This is a genomic window from Arthrobacter alpinus, from assembly GCF_001445575.1.
GTDB lineage: Bacteria > Actinomycetota > Actinomycetes > Actinomycetales > Micrococcaceae > Specibacter > Specibacter alpinus_C.
Genome location: NZ_CP013200.1, coordinates 3,098,959 through 3,117,779 on the forward strand (window position 1 = coordinate 3,098,959; position 18,821 = coordinate 3,117,779).

Below are 18,821 nucleotides of genomic sequence, written 5' to 3' on the forward strand. Positions count from 1 at the left end.
TGCAGATCAGCGGTTAGTGGGCGCTGGTGTATTCGTGGACGGGGAAAAACCACCGGTGGAACCGAAGCCGCCGGTGCCGCGCACCGAATCGGGCAGCTCATCCACCGCAATGAATGCTGCGGTTTCGACACGCTGAATCACCATTTGTGCAATTCTATCGCCCCGCGAGAGGGAGATGGAGTGATGCGAATCTGTGTTCAGCAGGGTTACGGAAATCTCACCACGGTAGCCTGCATCGACGGTGCCGGGGCTGTTGACAATGGTCAGCCCGTGCTTGGTGGCCAAGCCTGACCGCGGGTGGATCAAGGCTACGAATCCAAAGGGAAGTGCAATGCTGACCCCGGTGGGGACGAGTACGCGCTCCCCCGGAGCCAACACTAGATCGATGCGGCTGCGAAGATCGGCTCCAGCATCGCCGGGGTGGGCGTAGCTGGGAGGTTCGATCCCGGCGTCGAGCATGTGCAATTGCACCTGAACAACGGCGTGAGGGAGATCTACAGCGGGATTTTCGGGAAAAGTCTCATGGGTCACAACACGACACTCTATCGCGAAGAACTGGCCGCCGCCTGCGTACGCACTACGTGCTCTTCATCTGCTTCGTCTGGGCCAGAAGGTGAATTACTCAGGGAAAGATGAAAAGCTGGTCCCATGTCATCTCAATCGTCCCCCAGCGCCACGTCCCCAGTCACGGCTAACTACACTGAGAAGCTCTGGCCAAATTTCTGGGGCTGGGTGATTGTTCTGGGCCTGTCAGCAGCGGGAATCCTGATCTTCATTCCCATCAGCCCCTTTGCCGGATTTGTGGCCTTCGGGGTCCTGTTGGTGTTGCAGTTAGTGATTCTGGTGGCATCCACCCCCACCATTACTGTCACACCGGACACACTGCAGGTTGGCCGGGCGCAGATTGACCGGAAATTTGTGGGCGACGTGAGCATCCACCACGGTGAGGACGCAACCGCACAGCGCGGCATCAAGCTCAACGGCTTGGCGTACCTGTGCATTCGCGGCTGGATCAAGCCGGTTGTGAAGATTGAGATTACCGACCCCGATGACAGGACGCCCTACTGGCTCACGTCCTCCCGCAACCCGGAGTACCTGGCGGCTGCACTGCGCGGAGTTGGGCAGCACTAGGACTGTCAAGTCCCCTTGAAGAACAAATACCCCTGGCTTGAGGTTCGTTGAACTGATGCCAGGGGTATTTTTTGCTCTGTGCGGCTACTGTGGCGTGCGGCTAGTTTGGCGTACGCCGGATTTGGGCCGGGAAGAATTTATCCTTCGCAGTCCTTGCAGTACTTCATACCCTGATTTTCCCTGGCCAGCTGAGAACGATGACGGACGAGGAAACAGCTGCTGCAGGTAAATTCGTCCACCTGTTCGGCAATGATTTCCAGGGCCAACTCGTCAGGAGGGAGTTCCCCTCCTGGAAGTTCATAGCTGTCAGCCAGTTCGATCTCGGCGTGGTCAATCACGGCGATGGGCCGTCCTACGGTGCTGGACTTATCTGCGCTGGCAGGATTTCCTGCGGTGCGGGGTGCCCTGTGCTGCTGGCGAGTACCGGTATTCATGGCTGTTCTCTTTTCTTCTTACCGCCAGAAGCAAAGCTGGCTTAATACAGCCAATATCTTAAAGCCTGCAGGCCGTTCTGGCAGCAGCGGCACCCGGGAGTTCGCATCCGGCTTAAGTTTGCGGCCCTGACACTAGGCTCCTGTTTCCGGATTGCTTCTGGCGACTTGTGGATTTTTATGGATATTGTTCACAAAACACGCAAATATCACAGCCATCTTTCGCCACGCCTACGGCGGTAGTAGGAAAAGCCCGGCATCGGTGGCAAAGTTTTGAACTGTAATATTGAGACTTTTTTGGAGGACGGCATGGCTGATCTACGGCTAGTGGGTGTCCACGACGACGGCGAACACCTGCTGCTCAGTGGTCCTGATGGGGACAATTATTTACTCCCCCTTGATGAAGCACTGCGCACGGCCGTTGGCAGGACCAGCCAGCGCGCCCCCGGGCTGAACCAGCCAGGGGCCCGCATGACGCCTCGTGAGATTCAGTCCTTGATCCGGGCGGGCTCCAATGCCAACGATGTGGCGGATCAGTCGGGTCTCTCGCTTGAGCAGGTTCGCCGCTACGAAGGACCCGTTTTGGCGGAACGTGAGTACATTGCTGGCCAGGCCCGCGCAGTTCATGTAACTGCCACTGCGCTGCCATCTGAAAGCGTCAAGCCTTCCCTTGACGATGAACCCACCACTTTGGATGAGATGGTCCGGCACCGTCTTGCTGCCTTTGGGATCAACGAGTCAACGCTGCGTTGGGATGCGTGGCGTGAGCATGCCGGCTCCTGGACCATCAGCGCTCATTTTGAGCCCGGTACCGAGTGGGCCGCCAATAGCATTGGCGAGCCGGCACCGGCGCTGTGGCGTTTCCACGCTGGCCGCAAGTCCCTGGAGAACGCCAACCGCTGGGCACAGCAGCTCAGTGAACTGGAGCCACTCGACAGCCCCGTGCCGGAACGCCGGCTCAGCGCTGTTGCGGACAAGCCGTTCGACGTCGAAGCCGATGGCCCCTCCGAGGGCGAAGCAACGGAGGCGTCGGAAAGCGACGACGTCACTGAGATCTCCCCCGCGGATGCTCCGGGAGCCGAACCCAGCTACCCCGGCCACGGCCTCCTGGACATGCTCCGTTCCCGTAGAGGCGTCCGTCTGGGTATCGACGAGAACGGCGATGACGAACTCGCAGCTATGCTCGGCACTCACGTACCGGGAGCACATCCCCGCGATGAGGCCCTCTATACCGCCGGCACAGACGCTGACACTGACACGGACGGCTCCCAGGATGGCGCCACCCCGAGCGAATCCGTCAAGGACCGCGTCAGGAAAATGCCGTTCCTGCAACTTGCCCCGCGCCTAGCCGAGGAAACCACCGTGGGCAGCGTGTCGGAGGTCAGCACCGAGACCCGTGAAGTGATCCTCTCGGGCGAGCCTACGGGGCGCCTGGCGCAGGTCCAGGGTCAGGCACAGCCCGATCGCTCAGACGCCGTTGCAGCATCGACTTCAGCAGCGCAAACGGCAGACTCCGAGGAACCCGGTCCCAGCGATAGCGAAGTCGCTGCACGGTTGGAGCGTAAAGCCGCAGCCAAGCCCAAGCGTTCAAGCGTCCCCAGCTGGGATGAAATCGTGTTCGGCACCAAGGGCGACTAAAGCAAAGCATCTGCACGAAAGATGAATGCTCGCCGTGTCGTCCACGGCGAGCATTCATCTTTTTGGCTCCCGGCAAACACCGACGTCTCAGCGGCGCTTGCCCTTGGCTTTCTTCGCCGTCACGGGGATGCGCAGTAGCGGCACTTCCCGTTCAGCCTTCGTGATGGAGCCGTGCTGACCCACCACGTCCATGGCTTGGAGCCGGACGCGGCGCAGATCATAGAATGCTACAGATTCACGGGCCAGAATCAGCACATCGCCTATGCGGGCGCCAACGCTCTCGCTGACGGCGCCAAAGTAGCCTGCGGCCACGGCTTGCTCACGGGTTAGTACCCAGGCCTTGCGCCGGAAATGCTCCAGCCAGGCCGCCATGAGCCTGTCCCTGCATTCCGGTGTCGCCTCCGGTTCAAGGTACAGGTGAACCATGCGCGGCTCCCCCGCCGTGTGCCGGACGCCTTGCACCAACTCCGGAATCTCTGAGTAGTCAATGCGGTCCGAGCGCGGGATATCAACCATGCCGTGATCGGCCGTCAACAGGATCAGGGTGTCCGAAGGTGCCGCTGCCGCCAAACGCTTCATGCCGGCGTCGAGCTCTTCCAGCTGACGTTCCCACTGAGGCGAGTCCGCACCGTAGTGGTGCCCGGCCTTATCCAATTCGCTCCAGTAGAGGTAGACCAGCGCCTTGGGCGTAGCGGCCAAGGCCTCAACTGCCTGCTCCACGCGGGCATGGGTGGAGGTGGCGCCACTGAAGCGGCTGCCGCGCAGGGCCGCACGCGTCATGGCGGAATCGGCGAACTTTGGCAGGCTCACGGTGGTCGCTACGACATCGGAGGGCAGCTTTTCAAAAACTGTGGGGATGGGCTGCCAGCGCAGCGGATCCACTCCGCTGTCCCAGTTGCCCAGGAGGTTGACCACCTTGTCCTGGCGGGGGTCCAAGACGTCATAACCCACCATGCCGTGCTGTCCCGGAACTGCTCCCGTGCCCAGTGCGGTCAGGGACGTTGCGGTGGTGCTGGGGAAGGCAGCGTGCAAGGTGCGGGGGTGTTCACCACCGGAATCGGCCGCCATGATCCCACGCAGGAACGGCGTGTGCGAGGCACGTTGCTTGAGCAGGGACTTGCCCAGTCCGTCCACCAGCACAACACAGATGCGCTGGGCGGGCGGCAACTTCAAAACATTCGTATAGGCCTGCGCACCAAGGACCGCGGCGGCACTGCTCAGAACATCGCCAATGCTGGCCTTGCCGTAGGCCGGTGCGGCCGGCAGATCGGCCTGGCCTGCGAGCAGCGCGTCGCTGCTAGGTGTGATGGGTGCGTCGGGAATGGTTTCGGGGACGCCCACAGCGTTATCGGCGGTAATGTGAACGACCCAATCGTGCGCCGAAGGCTGGGAACCGGCCAGGACCGGCATCGGGATGACCGGGTGATCCGGCCCCCGTGTTGACGGCGCGCAGTGCTCGCGCGAAGGCTTTGGCATCGGCCACTGCCTGCAGACCCTCAGCCTCAGCGCTGATGCGCAAGGCAATATCTTCCTGGGCAATGGTGCCGGAGTAGCCATGATCGGCGTCGCAGTTGGGATCTCCGCAGGCAGCAGGCCCCATTTCCACGCGCTGGCCACCGGACCAGGCAATGGACAAGGTCAGCTCGCGTGCCGGATCTGAGGGCTTGTAGTCCTGTGGCTGGGAGTAAATGTAGCTCAGCACCACGGAATTAATCTGGCTGACCGGGACGGATTCGGTGGACACCTGCGCCACCATCTGCTCACCGGACTCGTCCAGCTGGTGATCGTCGACGTGGGTGATGACCAGCATTTCGCTGGTCAAGACCAGCACGGTGATGTGCCGGTGCACCTCGGTACGGTCAAAGTGTGTCTCCAGATGGACAAGGTGTGACAAGGGCGCTTGGCCGTCCAACGCATCATTGACTACATCGGCAACCAGCCGGGGATAAAAACCTGACCGCTGGAGGGCGGTTTCCAAATCGCGGCCTTTGGTATTGGCCGGTGCACCGGCTCCGAAGCTGTTCATGGTCTCCATTTTGGCACTTTGCGCCCCCTGTTGCGAACTGGCAGAACTGCCACGACCGCACCAACACGTTGCGGGCCCGCGCAGCACCCGCGAACCGTCTAGGACCGCATGGCTCGCCGGGCGCTATCGGTGCGCTGTGCGGCGTTGCCAATGCGCACATCCACTGCCAAGACCGTGACGGCGGTGGGGCCAACCAGGATCGGCTTGAATTCAATGAGCGCCACCTCAGGATGTTCGTCCTTGAGCATGGCAACACGCGCCACCAGATCCTCCAAGGCCGCCACGTTTCCTGCTGGCAGCCCTTCGTATCCGAAGAGTTTCACGGCAGCCCGCGGCGCACGAATCAGCTCGGCGGTGTCCCCCACTGACAACGGCGGCACCCTATGCGCCCAGTCATCGAGCAAGTTCACCGCATCCCCGGACAGACCAAAGGAAACTACCGGTCCCAGCAGCGGATCCTCAATGGCCCGCAGCGTGACAGATTGGCCCACCTCAGCCATGCTCTGTACCTCTAAATCCTTCTTCCCGTAGGGCTCAAGGTATTTACGCATCTGCACAATGTTGCGTCGCAGCGACTCCGCATTTTCAATGTTGATCCGTACTCCGCCCAGATCAAGACGGTGCCGCAGGCTCGGGTCCAAGGTTTTGATCGCCACTGGCCAACCCAACCGCTCGGCGCTGGCTACTGCTTCATCCGTGCTGCCAAAAGGCACCGATTCCAGCACATTAATGCCGTAGTGCCCCAAAAGTTCACGCGCTTGAGCACTGCTGAGGGTGAGCAACTGATCGTGAGAAACACCCATCAGCAAGGTATCCAATAGTGCCTCAGCAGCCTGAGGATCAACTCCGGCAGGAGGCTCAAAAACCGGTGATTCCAGTGTCAGCCAGTGCGCATACCTGGTGACTGCCGCCAGTGCTGCGATGGCCGCGCCGGGACTGGAATAAGCCGGCAACGAATCCGCAATTTGCCGGTTAACGTGAACATTCGCATCAAAGATGCCTGTGAACACGGCGATGACAGGTTTGCCGGACTCTTCCGAGCACTCCTTGAGCGTCTTAGCAATGGACTCAATAGTCAGGCCCACCACCGGCAGTAGCGTGACAATCGCTGAATCCGCCCCGTCCTTGGCCAGTGCCGCCAGCACCGAACGCTTCAGTAGTGGCAGCGCCCGTGACTGACCAATATCCAGCATCAGGAACGACTCCATGACGGCAACGGTCAGCCCGTGCCCCTCGGCGTCATCAGCCACCACGTTGCCCAGGGCGCCGGAGTTAGCCAATATGGCCAAGCCAGGACCCTTAGGTAATGGCTGCGCAACCACAATTTGCGCCACGTCCGCAAGCTCTTCAATGGTGTTGACTCGAACAACACCTGACTGCCGGAGCATGGCGTCCAGTGCACCCGGAGGGGCTTGAGTGGTCCGCACTGCGTGTCCTGGTGGCAGCCGCAACCCCATGGAATCGGACTTCGCTACAATGACCGGCTTGCTACGTGCCAGGCGCCGGGAGATGCGGGAGAACTTGCGTGGATTTCCGACGGACTCCAGATACAGGGCACAGGCGGTGGTGTTGGGATCGTCTTCCCAGAACTGCATCATGTCATTGCCCGAGACATCAGCCCGGTTTCCCGCGGACAACACTGTTGACATGCCCACACTGCGCCTGCTCATAGAGGCAAAGAGGGAGACACCCAACGCGGCAGACTGGCTGAAAATCCCCAGACCACCCTTCGTGGGCAGCACCGGTGCCATGGAGGCATTGAGCGAGACAACGGGATCGGTATTGGCCAAGCCCAGCGACGCCGGCCCCACCAACCTCATGCCGTTGGCTCGGGCTTGCCTGACCAGGGCGTGCTGGCGCGCAAGGCCGCGTTCGCCGTCGTCGGCAAAACCTGCCGTGGCAACCACCAAACCCTTCACGCCCGCCTGGCCACACTGGTCAACAACACCAGGGACTTGATCATAGGGCACGGCGATGATGGCCAGATCTACGGGCCCTGGCACCTCGCTAATGGTGGCATAGGGCAGCATTCCGGAGACTTCCAGAGCATCCTGATTGACGGCATAGACGGCGCCGACGAATTTCCCCTCCACCACATGCTCCAGGAGCTGCTGGCCAACGCTCCCCCACTCGCGGCTGGCCCCGATGACGGCCACGGACTTCGGCGCCACTAACCCGGCAACGCTGAGCGCCTCAGCTCGGTGCTCACGGGATTCCATCACCGCCCGGGACTTTTCCGTGGGGTCAATGTCGAACTTGAGGGAGATCACGCCGTCGTCAAAGTGGCGATGAACCTCATAGCCGGCCTCGGAGAACACCTGCATCATCTTGCGGTTCTCCGGCAGAACCTCTGCGGAAAACTTATTGATCCCGTTCTCGCGGGCGGCTGCGGCCAGGTGTTCCAATAGGATGGATCCTAGACCGCGGCTTTGGTGAGCGTCCGAAACATTGAAGGCCACCTCCGCTTCGGTGGGGTCATCCAAGCGGTCATAACGGCCAATGCCAATGATTTCCGCGCCGCGGGTGATGACAAACGCCACGCGGTCGCGATAATCCAGCTCCGTGAACCGGCGCAACTCCTTGGGCGTGAGCTTCGACTTGTAGGTGAAGAAGCGCAGGTAGATAGAGTTTTGCGATTGGGCCATGTGAAAGGTCTGGACGGCATCGGCGTCGTCCGCTCGCATAGGGCGTAAGTGGGCCGTGCCACCATCACGCAAGACAACATCGGCTTCCCAATGGGCCGGATATTCGGGCGCTAGCTCTGGCTTCACCATAGAATCACTGTACCGACATGATGCGTCTTTTGCCGCGCATGCCACCCGCAACACCCATGTAGAAAAGGAATCACCGCCATCATGGCCAAGCGCCAACCCCCAGCAGCAGATGACTTCGTTGAAAACATTGTAGATATTGATGTTTCCAATGAGATGGAAAGTTCCTTCCTGGAATACGCCTACTCTGTGATTTACTCGCGCGCGCTCCCCGATGCCCGCGACGGTCTCAAACCCGTACAACGCCGCATTCTGTACATGATGAGCGAGATGGGACTGCGACCTGACAAGGGCCATGTCAAGAGCGCCCGCGTGGTGGGCGAGGTCATGGGTAAGCTGCACCCGCACGGTGACACGGCCATTTACGACACCATGGTGCGTATGGCCCAGGACTTCTCCTTGCGCCTGCCGCTCATTGATGGCCATGGAAACTTCGGCTCGCTCGACGACGGCCCCGCCGCCCCCCGTTACACCGAGGCCCGTCTGGCCGCACCTGCGCTGGCGCTGACCGGGAACCTGGATGAAAACGTTGTGGACTTTGTGCCCAACTACGACAACCAGATGATGCAGCCTTCGGTTCTTCCAGCGGCTTACCCGAACCTTTTGGTCAACGGCGCCAGCGGCATCGCGGTGGGCATGGCCACCAATATGGCCCCGCACAATCTCGTGGAAGTCATTGCCGCAGCCCAGCACCTGTTGCGGAATCCAGAGGCCACACTGGAAGACGTCATGGCGTATGTGCCCGGCCCCGATCTTCCCTCGGGTGGGCGCATTGTGGGCCTGTCTGGCATCCGGGATGCGTACGCCACAGGCCGTGGATCCTTTAAGACGCGTGCCAAGATTACTGTTGAGCAGCTTTCTCCGCGCCGTGTGGGACTGGTTGTCACCGAGTTGCCGTACCTGGTGGGTCCGGAAAAGGTCCGGGAGAAGCTCAAGGAAGCCCGCAACAACAATAAAGTTGTTGGCGTTGCCGATTTCATTGACCTCTCCGACCGCAAAAACGGTTTGCGTCTGGTTATTGAAATCAAGAACGGTTTTAATCCGGCCGCCATCATGGAACAGTTGTACCGGTTCACCCCGCTGGAAGAATCTTTCGGCATCAATAACGTTTGCTTGGTGGACGGGCAGCCGCAGACGCTTGGCCTGTTGCCGCTGTTGCAGGTGTTCGTCAACCACCGTATTGACGTGGTCCGACGCCGCACAGCCTTCCGCTTGGGCAAGAAGCAGGACCGTCTGCACATTGTCGAAGGCATGCTCATTGCCATCGTCGACATTGATGAGGTCATCCAGATCATCCGTACCTCGGATGAAGTGGCATCGGCCCGCGAACGCCTCATGGCTGTCTACGACCTCTCCGAGATCCAGGCCAACTATATTCTGGACCTGCAGCTGCGCCGTCTGACCCGTTTCTCCATGGTGGAGCTGGAATCCGAACGCGATGATCTGCGCCGCGAAATCGAGGCTCTCGAGGCAATTTTGGCGTCGGAAGAGGTCCTGCATCAGCTGGTCTCCGATGAGCTCGGCGAGGTTGCTGCCACGCACGGCACACCGCGTCGCACAGTCCTTCTGGAATCTGAAGCCATGGCGGCCTCAGTGGCGAAAGCCCTGGCGGCCGCTCCCGGCGGGAAGGCTGGCAAGGCAGCGCCGCTGGCGCTGGAAATTGCCGATGACCCTTGCTGGGTTCTGCTCAGCGCCACGGGCCAAATTGCGCGAACCAGCTCTGCTGATCCACTCGTCGAGTCCGGCGCCCGCAGCAAGCACGACGTCTTCACCTCGGCACTGAAGACTACTGCCCGTGCAGAGATCGGTGCGCTGACGTCACTGGGCCGGATGCTGCGTCTGCAAGTGGTCGACATGCCTGTGCTGCCGCCCACCGCAGCGTTGCCCAGCTTAGCGGGAGGCGTGGCCGCCAAGGATTTCATCACCCTGACCAAGGGTGAAACGCTGGTGGGCTTTGTGCCGCTCAATGCCGTCTTTGCCGTGGGCACGAGCTCCGGTGTGGTCAAGCGCGTCACCCCCGAATACCCCTTGAACCGTGACGACTGGGAGTACATCACTCTCAAGCCCAAAGATGAAGTGGTAGGTGCCGGTGTTGCCACGGACGACGACGATCTTGTCTTTATCACTCAAGGTGCCCAATTGCTGCGCTACAGTGCCGCCAATGTGCGCCCCCAGGGCCGTACTGCCGGTGGTATGGCAGGCATCAAACTCGGGGCAGGCGATGTTGTCTTGTCCTTCGGCGTGGTTTCCCCCACCGATCCTGACGCCGTCGTGGTGACCGTGTCGGGCGGGCAAGAGGCCCTGCCGGGAACGCCGTCGGGCTCGGCCAAGGTCACTGCCCTCTCGGAGTACCCAGCAAAGGGCAGGGCCACTGGTGGCGTCCGAGCGCACCGGTTCCTCAAGGGTGAAGACCGACTGTTCCTGTCTTGGGCTGGCCACGGCCCTGCCAAGGCATCCTCCAGTTCCGGAGTGGCCCGAGTCCTTCCGGTGGAGCACGGTCACCGCGACGGATCAGGTCTGGCTTTGACCGCTGGCATCGACCTAGTGGGTCCCAGCCTGTCCGGAATCACGTCGGAGACGGCTTCCACGCAAGCACCGCGTACGGAACTACCGTCCCCGGATGAATCTTCCGCGGCCGCTACAGCCGCCACGGTCGCGACGGGCAGCACCACGGCCAAAACGATTCCGCCGGCACCCACACGCGATCCGAAGCCGATCCAGGACTCAACTCAGGAAGCGTTTGAGCTGCCGCTGGACTAACTCCTCGGTGAGCTACCGCGCCAAGGCCGGCGAGTGTCCACATAACGTACGTTTGGAACCGTTTTCGGCTCTGAACCGTACGTTATGTGGACACTCGACGCCGTTTTCGGGCCTGAACCGTTCGTTTTGTGGACACTCGAGGCCGGGACCTGGGGCGCTGTTGGGTAGCTTCGGCCTAGACTGGCCCCATGGACATCATTGCCGATAAAAAAGACTGGACCTGGGTACTCGAGAGGAGCTGCCCGGACTGTGGTTTCACGGCCGCTCAGGCTACCCCGGCCACAGCTGCCACCATGATTCCGGTCTTGTTGCCGCGCTGGCAGGCGGCGCTGCGGCGCCCCGACGTTGAAGAACGCCCCACTCCAGGCACCTGGTCGGTCCTTGAGTACAGTGCCCACGTCAAGGACGTCTTTGAGGTCTTTACCGCCCGGCTGGAACTCATGCTCCGCGAGGAGAACCCCACGTTCGCCAATTGGGATCAAGATCAGGCTGCCCTGAACGGCAACTATTCGGCGCTGGATCCAGAAGTCGTGGCTCAGGAATTAGTGCAGAACGGACTCGACGCGGCCGCTGCGTTTGGCGCCATCCAAGAGGACCAGTGGGCGCGGCGGGGGCTACGCAGCAATGGTTCGGAGTTCACTGTGGTGACGCTGGCGGGCTATTTCATGCATGACATCTTCCATCATCTCCACGACATCAACGCCTAGCGCCTTCTCCTCATGTAGGCACTGCGGGTGGCTACCTAAGCCGCAGGTCCCACGCGACACTGCTGTGTCCGGGCAGGGCGCGGTATCCCATGCGCTCGTACAGGCCCAGTGCCCCGCTGGGATTCTCGGTGTCTACGTCCAGGGTGGCCCGTTCCATCCCGGCTGCCGCGTACCGATTCATGGCATCGATCAACAGCGCCGGAGCTAGTTTGCGGCCCCGCCATGCTCGGCGGACACCCAAGAGTTCTGTGTACCCGTCGCGGTGGCCCGTGGCGCCAAGTGCCGTGGCGTCAAACATCGAGATCTGGTAGCCGGCAACCTCGCCCGTGGCATCGTCAATGGCTACGCTGGTCCATTCTGGGCGGAAGTTCTCGTGCGCCATGAGCACTGTCCACTTCTGCTCGCTGCGTTGTTCCGAGCCCCAGTGGTCTGCAAACGCCTCATTGTGGGCCAACCTCACGGCCTCGGATAGTTCAGGAGTAAACGGCACAATACTCACGCCGGGCGTGAGCGGTGCCGCCGGAATCTGAGCTAAGTCCACCGCCATTTCAGTGAAGGTACGTACCGGTTCAAAACCCGAGGCGGCCATGAGTTCAGCGTGCCCGGGCGTGACGTCCAGGACGTAGCTGCGGACCACCGGCACTCCTGTGCCGTCGGCCGCCGACCGGACCCGGAGGACCTCTTGCTGCCACGTCAAAACAGCTGCGCCAATCCCCCGACGACGCCACAGCGGGTCCACACCACCCATCGCGTAACCCACATCGCTAGCACGGTTCTTACTCACGTACCCCACGGCACGCAGTATGCCGTCGCCGTCCACGCCGGTCACCGTGTTGAGCGCGGCCGGGTTTATGGGCGAGGCTAAGACCTCCACCAGGTCCGACAGTTGCTCATGCCACGGCGCCGCATCCTCTTGGGCGATGCGTTGCACCAGCTCAAGCCAGGGCTGCGCATCGGCCTGAGTCAGTGGCCGGAATTGCAGCCCGGCAGCTCTGGGAAGAGGAGCAAGTGGCGCGGGTATGAGAGAGTTCATGCCACTAGCCTAAACGCCCAGCCCCGCCGCCTGCCGCGGATCGCTTTGATGCCCAGTCTCCCCCAGCACAAGGATCGTATCCGCACGTTGGGCCAGCTCGGCGTCGTGCGTCACCAGCACCACGGCCGAGGCGGCCAGCGCCCCGCGCAACTCCGCCAGCAGCTCGGCAGACTCATCCACGCCAAGGTGTGCCGTGGGTTCGTCCAGAAGCACGACGTCGGCGCCGGCCACGAGCGTGCGGGCCACCGACACGCGGGTGCGCTGACCGCCGGAGAGATGATGTCCACCGGGGCCCACCCGGGTGTCCAGACCCAGCGGCAGTTCTGCCAGCCAGGGGCCCAGACCTACGGTCTCCAGCGATGTGGCGAGCTCGGCGTCATCGGGCGCCGCAGTGGCCGGGCGGGCCAGGGCCAGGTTGGCGCGCAGGGTGGAATTGAATAAGTAGGCGTCCTGCGGACACCAGGCGATCTTGGCCAGAGTATCCGGTGCCGCGCTAGCGCCGTTGATCAGGTAACGTCCCGATGCTGGCGTAAGGAAGCCCAGCAAAACTGCCAGCAGGGTGGACTTGCCGGAGCCGGAAGGACCGCTGACGCTCCACCATTGTCCGCGCTGCGTGCCGCCAGTGAGGCCGGTGAACACATCGTGGTCAGCGTTGGGGTAGCGGGCCGTGATGCCCAAGACGTCCAAAGACGTGACACTTTCCGTGCCTGTGGCAATTTCCACATCCGGATGGACGGTGGCAGGAGCGTCCAGTAGTGGCAGCGTCCGGTTCATCAAGGCCGCCAGTGCCGGGAGTGCGCTGACGGCTTCAATGTATTGACCCAGCGGTTCGGCCAAAGCCAGCATGAGAAGTGCTGCAACGGCTGCGGCGCGGGGGTCCACGCCAGCTCCGATGGCGATGAGTGCAGCCGCCACAGAGGCCAGGGCTGTCAGGAAGCTAATGGTGCCCTGACCCAAACCGTCGGCCCAGGCGAGCCGGCGCAGCGGCTTGGCCACGGCCGCATCGGCAGTGCTGAAGCGTTGGGCTTGGGTCTTGCCCAAACCATTGGCCGTCAGCTGGCCTGCAGCGGCAAAGAGTGTGGTGGCCCGTTCAGCCAACCAGATTCGGTGCACAGCGGTGGCTGCCGAGGCTCGTCGCTGTGCCGCCAGCACCACTACGGGGAGCAGCACTAGTGCAAGGAAGCCAAGAAGCAAGACCACGCCGGTGGCTTCGGGAACTAAAATGTTCACCGTAAACAGCACCGCGCCGTAAGAAATAATGGCTGACGGTATGGGCACCACGGCGCGAGGAACGGCGTCGCGCAGTTCATCGACGTCGGCCACCAAAGTCCCTAGGGCACCGCCGGATCGGGTTAGCCTGCCCCAATGCACCACGGAGGAACCCAGCGAATCCCAGAGTTTCAGGCGCAATTCGGCGGCCCAGCGGAACACGGCGTCGTGGGTGAGAAGGCGCTCGGAGTAGCGCAGCAGCGAGCGGCCAATCCCAAAGGCGCGCACGCCAACAATCAGGGTCAGCAAGTACAGGATGGGAGGTTGGGCCGCGGCCCACACAATGAGCCAGCCGGAGATGCCGGACAGGGCTGCGGCGCTGAGCGTTGCCAGGGCAGAGACCAGCACACCGGCCGCAAACCGTGGTGAGCGCAGCGGCACGTGGCGCAAGTACCTCAACTTGAAACGGGCGGGAGCTTCAGTGAAACTCGCCGCCGAGGCCATGCCAACTACTGACGGGGTTGCGGAGGCCACGGCGTTTGAATCCAGGAATGTTCGGTCTGCGAGGGTGGCCTCATCACGATTCGAGGTGGCGGCCGCCGCTGACTCTTCGTCCAGCTCCCGCCCTCCCAACAAGGCTGCCAATCGGGTGTCGTGTGTTGCCACAACAATGGCTACACTCCCCCGCAGCTGAGCCAGTTCCTGCCGCACGGCCTGCGCCGAGACGGGATCCAAATGAGCAGTGGGCTCATCAAAAAGTGCCAAGTCCACAGCCGGGTCCACAGCGATACGGGCCAAGGCGCGGGCCACGGCAACGCGGCGGAGTTCTCCGGGACTGCAATCAACCACCCCGCGGTGGGCCAAATGACCAGCATTGACCGAGTCAAGTGCCGTGGCAATGGCAGCGTAGTCAACATCTAGCTGGTTCGGGCCGGCCGCGTAGAGAGCCACCTCTTCGGCGACGGTCTCCTCGGTGAACGCTGGGTGCTGCGAGACAATTACCACCGTGTCCGCATTACGCACGGCTGCATGTCCACCCACTACGGCGCCCTGCTCGCCGGATGTGGGAAGGATGCCGGCCAGTGCGGCCAGGATGGTCGATTTCCCGGTTCCACTGGCCGTAGCCAGGACGAGCGCTTCGCCCGGCGCCAGCGTGGCGCTAAACCCTGCAACGGCAGCCTCGCTCCGCCCGGGATAGCGAACGCTGAACTCGCGGGCTTCCATGACAAAACCAGCGCCGCACGGAGCGGCTGGCTGGGAGGCGGATCCGGCGTCGAGAATTTCAGTGACGCGACGCAGGGCTTCCACGCCGTCCTCGCTGCCATGGTGTGCGGCTCCGAGGTCGCGCAGGGGGCGGAAGCATTCGGGGGCCAGCATGAGTGCCAGCAGCCCGGCCTCCAGCGCCATATCGCCAGCAACCAACCGCACGCCAATGAACACGGCCACCACGGCCACGGAGATGGTGCTGATGAGTTCCAGGGCCATGGAGGACAGGAACGCGGTGCGCAGAGTAGCCATGGTGGATTTGCGGTACGCCTCGCAGACGTCAGCCAGTGCCTTGCGTTGCGCGGAGGCTCGGCGCAGGCCCACCAGGACCGGCAACCCGCGGGCCAGTTCAAGGAGGTGATTGGAGAGTCGGTCCAAGCCGCTGGCGGCCGCCTCCACCCGTTCCTGAGTGTGGAAGCCAATCAGGATCATGAACACAGGCACCAGCGGCACCGTCAGTGCCACGATCAGGGCACTGACCCAATCTGAGAAAAGAATCTGCAGCCCAATCAGGAGTGGGAGCACGGCGCAGCTGACAAGCGCTGGCAGATAGGTGGCGAAGTAGTTATCGAGCCCATCCAGACCGCGGCTGGCGAGCATGCCTTCGGCGCCCACGGCACCGCCCTGCCCGGCGTTGCGCCGGTCCAGTCGGTGGGCCACGAGCTTGGCCCGCAGTTCTTCTTTGGCGCCCAATGCGGCGCGCCGGGCGAGGATTGTCTGGCCCCAGACAGCCGCACCGAGCAGGCAGGCACCCACACTCCCCTGCACCAAGAGCTTGGTGCCATCGAGTTCGTGGCCGCCAGCCCATTGAGCCAGGGCGTGGGCCAAGGCGCCCAGTCCGAGGACCAGACCCACGGCCTTGAGTGCTGCCAGCCCGCCCAGGCCTGCCAAGGCCAGCTTGGTGGAGTTGCCGGGAGGGAGTGTGGGTCGCATGCCCATGTTAGGAGTCACCGCTCGGGGTTGCGGGTCCTGCTGCGCCCGCCGTTGCGGGCTCCGGGGTCTGCTGAGCGCCGTCATGCCCGACGGCGGGGGCAAAGTCGTGCGGTTCGGGCAGGTGAGCCACGGAGATGCGCTTGCGGAAAATCCAGTAGGTCCACGCCTGGTAGGCCAGCACGAGCGGCACACCAACTGCTGCAACGATCGACATCAAGCGCAGGGTGTAGCTCGAGGATGACGCATTCTCTACCGTCAAGTTCCAGAGCGGATTCAAGGTGGAGGGCAGCACCACCGGGTAGGCGGCACTGAAGATGGCCGCAGCACCGGCCAGCAGGAACACACCCATAGACAGGAAGCTAAAGCCTTCGCGGCCAGCCCTATTGGCGGCCCAGGAAACACAGGCGGCAACCACGGCGAGAGCTATGAGGAGCCAGCTGAACCATTTGCCATTCTGCAGGGCCACGGCAATGGCCCAGACGGCCATGGGCGCCAGTCCCACAGGCATCCACCGCCCCACGAGACGGCGGGCACGGTGGCGGATGTCGCCATCGGTCTTCAGGGCCACAAAGGCTGCGGCGTGGATGAGCGCAAACCCGACAACGGCAAGCCCGCCCAGGATCGCGAACCAGCTGAACCAGGCGAAGGGCCCGCCCACGCGGTCGCCGTTGGCATTCAGTGGCAGCCCCGTGGTGGTCAGCGCAAGCATGGCGCCGATGCCGAAGGCCGCAATGAAGGATCCGATGGCGATGGCCCAGTCCCACGTGGTGCGCCACGCATCGGAATGAATCTTTCCTCGATATTCAAAGGCCACGGCACGGAAGATCAACGCCAAGAGGACAAAGACTAGCGGGATATACAGGGCTGAGAACAGCGACGCGTACCAGAACGGGAAGGCGGCAAACGTTGCTCCGCCAGCGGTAAGGAGCCATACCTCGTTACCGTCCCAGACTGGCCCCACGGTGTTCAAGAGGACGCGGCGTTCCTTCTCACCACGGGCGAACGTCTTCATGAGGATGCCGACGCCCAGGTCAAAGCCCTCCAGGAAGAGGTAGCCGATCCACAGCACGGCAATGAGTATGAACCATAAAGTAGGCAGAAAATCCATGAGTAGTCCTTTAGTTCCAGCAGCTCGTCAGGGCAGGTGCGGCGCTCAGGGGGCCGGCGACCACAGGGTCAATACGCAAACGCAAGGACATCGTCGTCCGCCTCCCCGCCCGGGCCACGGCCGCCGTCGTCCGGCTTTTTGGCCTGGTCCAGCTCCGGCATGGCCGAGACCACCCCGCCGCGGATGTACTTGGTCAGCAGGATCACCTCCACCACGAGCAGCACTGCGTAGACGGTGGTCAGCGCCACGAGAGAGAAGATGACTTCCCCGGCCGAAACCCCGGGCGAGACCGCTGACGCCGTGAACATGAACACTTGATCGATGCCGGACATGGAGGGATTCGGTGCCACGACGAAGGGTTGGCGGCCCATCTCGGTAAAGATCCAGCCGGCGGCATTGGCCCCAAATGGTGCAAGGATTCCGATCAGTGCCAAGCGCATGAGTCCCTTGGAGCGCGGTACGGTGCCCTTGCGGGTGGCCCAGAGCGCCACGGCAGCGGCCGCAGCAGCCACCCCGCCGAAGCCGATCATCATGCGGAAACCCCAGTAAGTGACAGGCATGATCGGGACGTAATTGATTTCAGTTCCGGCCATGGTGCCGTACATGGGATCGTTCGGCAGGTACTTGCCGTACTTCGCTTGGTATTCGGGAACCAGGGTGTTCACGCCCTTGATCTCGGTGGTGAAATCGTTGTGGGCCAAGAAGGAGAGCAGGCCAGGAACTTCCATGACGGCAACAACATCCGAGCAGTCCTTGGCGCCCACGTCACCAATGGAGAGGATGGAGAAGCCAGTTCCATCGTGGCAGGCAGCCTCGGCGGCGGCCATTTTCATGGGTTGCTGTTCAAACATGAGCTTGCCCGACAAGTCCCCCGAGATTGAGGAGCCGGCAAAAGCGATCATGGCAACCACCGCACCAAAGCGCAGCGATTTGATCCAGACGGAATGGTCCAGTTTGTCGCGACCGGCAATAGTGGCGGACTCGCCCACGATGACGCGGCCCTTGGCGTCCACGGTGTCGATGCCGTCTTTGCGGCGGCGCCACAGGTGGTACCAGGAGATGCCCAGCAGGAAACCGCCGGCTACGGCCAAGGCCCCGGTGATGGTGTGGAAGAACGCCACGAGCGCTGTGTTGTTGGTGAAGACAGCCCAAGCGTCAACCATGACGGGGCGCCCGTCGAGCATTTCCACTCCTACGGGGTGCTGCATCCAGGAGTTGGCCACGAGGATAAAGTATGCCGAGACGATGGATCCTGCAACAGCGATCCAGAGGCAGGCCAAGTGAACCCTGGCAGGAAGCTTCTTCCAGCCGAAGATCCACAATCCCAAGAATGTGGATTCCACGAAGAAGGCCAGTAGGGCCTCCATGGCCAGCGGGGCTCCGAAAACATCACCCACGAAGCGGCTGTACTCGCTCCAGGCCATGCCGAACTGGAACTCTTGGACAATGCCTGTGGCCACGCCCATGATGAAGTTGATCAGGAACAGCTTGCCCCAGAACTTGGTCATGCGCAGATAGGCCTCATTGCCGGTGCGGTGCCACCTGGTCTGCAAAATTGCCACGAGAGTACCGAGCCCAATAGTGAGCGGCACCATCAAAAAGTGGTACACCGTCACTATTCCGAACTGCCATCTGGCTATGTCCAGAGCTTCCACAATTTTCTCCTCGTCCATGAAATGCATTCACGCTGACCAACACTTTCTACATCACGTAGAAGTCTAAGTTCTACCCTGTGTAGAACATTGCTGTCAAAACCTGTATATTTAGTCACGTACACATACTTGGCGTAGTCTGAGTGTTTTTGATGA

Annotated in this window: 13 protein-coding genes; 4 read left to right on the plus strand and 9 right to left on the minus strand. The window is 62.0% G+C overall.

Features of this window, described 5'->3' with window-relative positions:
• Positions 1 to 6: 6 nt before the first annotated feature.
• Positions 7 to 531 (minus strand): dUTP diphosphatase, encoded by a 525-nt coding sequence (gene dut / locus AS189_RS13870; RefSeq protein ID WP_062290087.1) that lies wholly within the window; start codon positions 529 to 531, stop codon positions 7 to 9.
• Between the two features lie 117 nt (positions 532 to 648).
• On the opposite strand from dut, the gene AS189_RS13875 reads away from it, so the two are divergent.
• Positions 649 to 1,131: a DUF3093 domain-containing protein gene (locus AS189_RS13875; RefSeq protein WP_062290091.1), complete on the plus strand. Its 483-nt coding sequence runs from the start codon at positions 649 to 651 to the stop codon at positions 1,129 to 1,131.
• 137 nt (positions 1,132 to 1,268) lie between these two features.
• Here AS189_RS13875 and AS189_RS13880 read toward each other — a convergent pair whose 3' ends face one another.
• Positions 1,269 to 1,565 carry a DUF4193 family protein gene (locus AS189_RS13880; protein WP_062290094.1) on the minus strand — a complete coding sequence of 99 codons (297 nt, stop codon included), beginning with the start codon at positions 1,563 to 1,565 and terminating at the stop codon, positions 1,269 to 1,271.
• Positions 1,566 to 1,871: 306 nt separating this feature from the next.
• Here AS189_RS13880 and sepH point away from each other — a divergent pair, with 306 nt between their 5' ends.
• Complete coding sequence (sepH, locus tag AS189_RS13885) at positions 1,872 to 3,200, plus strand: septation protein SepH (RefSeq protein WP_082634547.1); 1,329 nt, start codon at positions 1,872 to 1,874, stop codon at positions 3,198 to 3,200.
• A gap of 87 nt (positions 3,201 to 3,287) precedes the next feature.
• Here the strand turns inward: sepH and AS189_RS13890 are convergent, their stop codons facing one another.
• The 3 genes from AS189_RS13890 to AS189_RS13900 all read right to left on the minus strand — a co-directional run bounded on the left by AS189_RS13890 (position 3,288) and on the right by AS189_RS13900 (position 8,000).
• Positions 3,288 to 4,610, minus strand: a complete 1,323-nt coding sequence (locus tag AS189_RS13890; protein ID WP_082634312.1) for an alkaline phosphatase family protein — start codon at positions 4,608 to 4,610, stop codon at positions 3,288 to 3,290.
• Positions 4,546 to 5,235 carry a DUF5998 family protein gene (locus tag AS189_RS13895; protein ID WP_062290100.1) on the minus strand — a complete coding sequence of 230 codons (690 nt, stop codon included), beginning with the start codon at positions 5,233 to 5,235 and terminating at the stop codon, positions 4,546 to 4,548. Before AS189_RS13895 ends, AS189_RS13890 begins: the two co-directional genes overlap by 65 nt.
• Positions 5,236 to 5,324: 89 nt before the next feature.
• Positions 5,325 to 8,000, minus strand: coding sequence for a GNAT family N-acetyltransferase (locus AS189_RS13900; protein WP_062290103.1), 2,676 nt, complete (start codon positions 7,998 to 8,000; stop codon positions 5,325 to 5,327).
• 81 nt (positions 8,001 to 8,081) lie between these two features.
• Between AS189_RS13900 and AS189_RS13905 the strand changes: the two genes are divergently transcribed.
• Both AS189_RS13905 and AS189_RS13910 read left to right on the plus strand, forming a co-directional pair.
• Positions 8,082 to 10,757: a DNA gyrase/topoisomerase IV subunit A gene (locus AS189_RS13905; protein WP_082634313.1), complete on the plus strand. Its 2,676-nt coding sequence runs from the start codon at positions 8,082 to 8,084 to the stop codon at positions 10,755 to 10,757.
• Between the two features lie 188 nt (positions 10,758 to 10,945).
• A complete protein-coding gene (locus tag AS189_RS13910) occupies positions 10,946 to 11,464 on the plus strand; it encodes a DinB family protein (RefSeq protein WP_062290106.1) in 519 nt (172 codons plus the stop codon).
• A gap of 31 nt (positions 11,465 to 11,495) precedes the next feature.
• Here AS189_RS13910 and AS189_RS13915 read toward each other — a convergent pair whose 3' ends face one another.
• The 4 genes from AS189_RS13915 to AS189_RS13930 all read right to left on the minus strand — a co-directional run bounded on the left by AS189_RS13915 (position 11,496) and on the right by AS189_RS13930 (position 18,668).
• A complete protein-coding gene (locus tag AS189_RS13915) occupies positions 11,496 to 12,497 on the minus strand; it encodes a GNAT family N-acetyltransferase (protein WP_062290109.1) in 1,002 nt (333 codons plus the stop codon).
• Positions 12,498 to 12,506: 9 nt separating this feature from the next.
• Positions 12,507 to 15,905: a thiol reductant ABC exporter subunit CydC gene (gene cydC, locus AS189_RS13920; RefSeq protein WP_160320843.1), complete on the minus strand. Its 3,399-nt coding sequence runs from the start codon at positions 15,903 to 15,905 to the stop codon at positions 12,507 to 12,509.
• 7 nt (positions 15,906 to 15,912) lie between these two features.
• Positions 15,913 to 17,013 carry a cytochrome d ubiquinol oxidase subunit II gene (cydB, locus tag AS189_RS13925; RefSeq protein WP_062290115.1) on the minus strand — a complete coding sequence of 367 codons (1,101 nt, stop codon included), beginning with the start codon at positions 17,011 to 17,013 and terminating at the stop codon, positions 15,913 to 15,915.
• 68 nt (positions 17,014 to 17,081) lie between these two features.
• Complete coding sequence (locus AS189_RS13930) at positions 17,082 to 18,668, minus strand: cytochrome ubiquinol oxidase subunit I (protein WP_062293692.1); 1,587 nt, start codon at positions 18,666 to 18,668, stop codon at positions 17,082 to 17,084.
• Between the last annotated feature and the right edge of the window lie 153 nt (positions 18,669 to 18,821).

Bases quoted from the DNA above. Each gene is read 5' to 3' on its own strand.
- AS189_RS13890 (WP_082634312.1), bottom strand. From the start codon at position 4,610: ATGCCGGTCCTGGCCGGTTCCCAGCCTTCGGCGCACGATTGGGTCGTT.
- AS189_RS13905 (WP_082634313.1), top strand. From the start codon at position 8,082: ATGGCCAAGCGCCAACCCCCAGCAGCAGATGACTTCGTTGAAAACATT.
- AS189_RS13900 (WP_062290103.1), bottom strand. From the start codon at position 8,000: ATGGTGAAGCCAGAGCTAGCGCCCGAATATCCGGCCCATTGGGAAGCC.
- cydC (WP_160320843.1), bottom strand. From the start codon at position 15,905: ATGCGACCCACACTCCCTCCCGGCAACTCCACCAAGCTGGCCTTGGCA.
- AS189_RS13910 (WP_062290106.1), top strand. From the start codon at position 10,946: ATGGACATCATTGCCGATAAAAAAGACTGGACCTGGGTACTCGAGAGG.
- sepH (WP_082634547.1), top strand. From the start codon at position 1,872: ATGGCTGATCTACGGCTAGTGGGTGTCCACGACGACGGCGAACACCTG.
- AS189_RS13915 (WP_062290109.1), bottom strand. From the start codon at position 12,497: ATGAACTCTCTCATACCCGCGCCACTTGCTCCTCTTCCCAGAGCTGCC.
- AS189_RS13875 (WP_062290091.1), top strand. From the start codon at position 649: ATGTCATCTCAATCGTCCCCCAGCGCCACGTCCCCAGTCACGGCTAAC.
- AS189_RS13895 (WP_062290100.1), bottom strand. From the start codon at position 5,235: ATGGAGACCATGAACAGCTTCGGAGCCGGTGCACCGGCCAATACCAAA.
- AS189_RS13880 (WP_062290094.1), bottom strand. From the start codon at position 1,565: ATGAATACCGGTACTCGCCAGCAGCACAGGGCACCCCGCACCGCAGGA.
- cydB (WP_062290115.1), bottom strand. From the start codon at position 17,013: ATGGATTTTCTGCCTACTTTATGGTTCATACTCATTGCCGTGCTGTGG.